We start from the raw sequence: 688 nt of genomic DNA, 5'->3' as shown, positions 1-688 counted from the left end.
GCGCTGGCTTGTTCTTCGACATCCCATGAACATACCGGATGAATGTCGATTCAGCCTAGCGCCGCGCCGGCTCGGGCGGCGGCACGTCCTCGCGCGGCGGCTGCGCCGGGGGCGGGGTTTCGTCCACGCGGTCGCGGCGGTCGAGGCGCTGCTCGGCCTCGCCGAGCGCCTCGCGGGTGCTGGCTGCGGCGGACTGGGCGGTATCGCGCAGCGCTTCGCCGGTGGCCCTGGCGGCGCTCTCGGTCTGTTGCCCGGCCTCGCGCCAGGACTCGCGCGCCTCGCTCGCGCGCTGCTGGGCTTCGGGGGTTTCGTTGCGGCAGGCGGCCAGCGGCAGGGTGCCGAGCAGGCCGAGGACGATGAGGAGGCGTGCGGAAGGCATGGCGGTGGCAGGGAAGGAACGGACTTCCGATGCTCACGGCCGGGCCATGGTGTCGCCGTGAAAGAAAAACCGCCGCCCGGAGGCGGCGGTTCGGTGCGGCTCGCGTCGCGCTTACTGCAGGTGCTCGGTGTGGTCGTCGGCCTCGTCGGCGGCGTCCTGCGCAGGCGCGGCGGCCTCGGCGGCGGCGTCGGCCGCCTCCTGCGCGGAGTCGGCGGCGGCGGACTCGACCGCGCCGTCGGTGGTGCGCTCGGCCTGGGCGGCCTCGGCACCGCCCTGCTCGGCGGCGGCGGCGGCCTCGTCGGCGGCCAC

At 75.7% G+C, this 688-nt stretch carries 1 protein-coding gene and 1 pseudogene; both read right to left on the bottom strand.

Annotated features, from left to right (window positions below):
* Positions 1–55: 55 nt before the first annotated feature.
* Complete coding sequence (locus tag ACFO3Q_RS16750; RefSeq protein WP_377006045.1) at positions 56–379, bottom strand: hypothetical protein; 324 nt, start codon at positions 377–379, stop codon at positions 56–58.
* A 111-nt stretch (positions 380–490) separates the two neighbouring features.
* Positions 491–688: pseudogene (locus ACFO3Q_RS16745) on the bottom strand (hypothetical protein); the annotation flags it as partial.

This window comes from Coralloluteibacterium thermophilum (genome assembly GCF_042654365.1).
In the GTDB taxonomy this organism is placed as follows: domain Bacteria; phylum Pseudomonadota; class Gammaproteobacteria; order Xanthomonadales; family Xanthomonadaceae; genus Coralloluteibacterium; species Coralloluteibacterium thermophilum.
The sequence above is the reverse complement of the archived record's forward strand: the minus strand, read 5'-3'. Positions and strand labels throughout refer to the sequence as shown.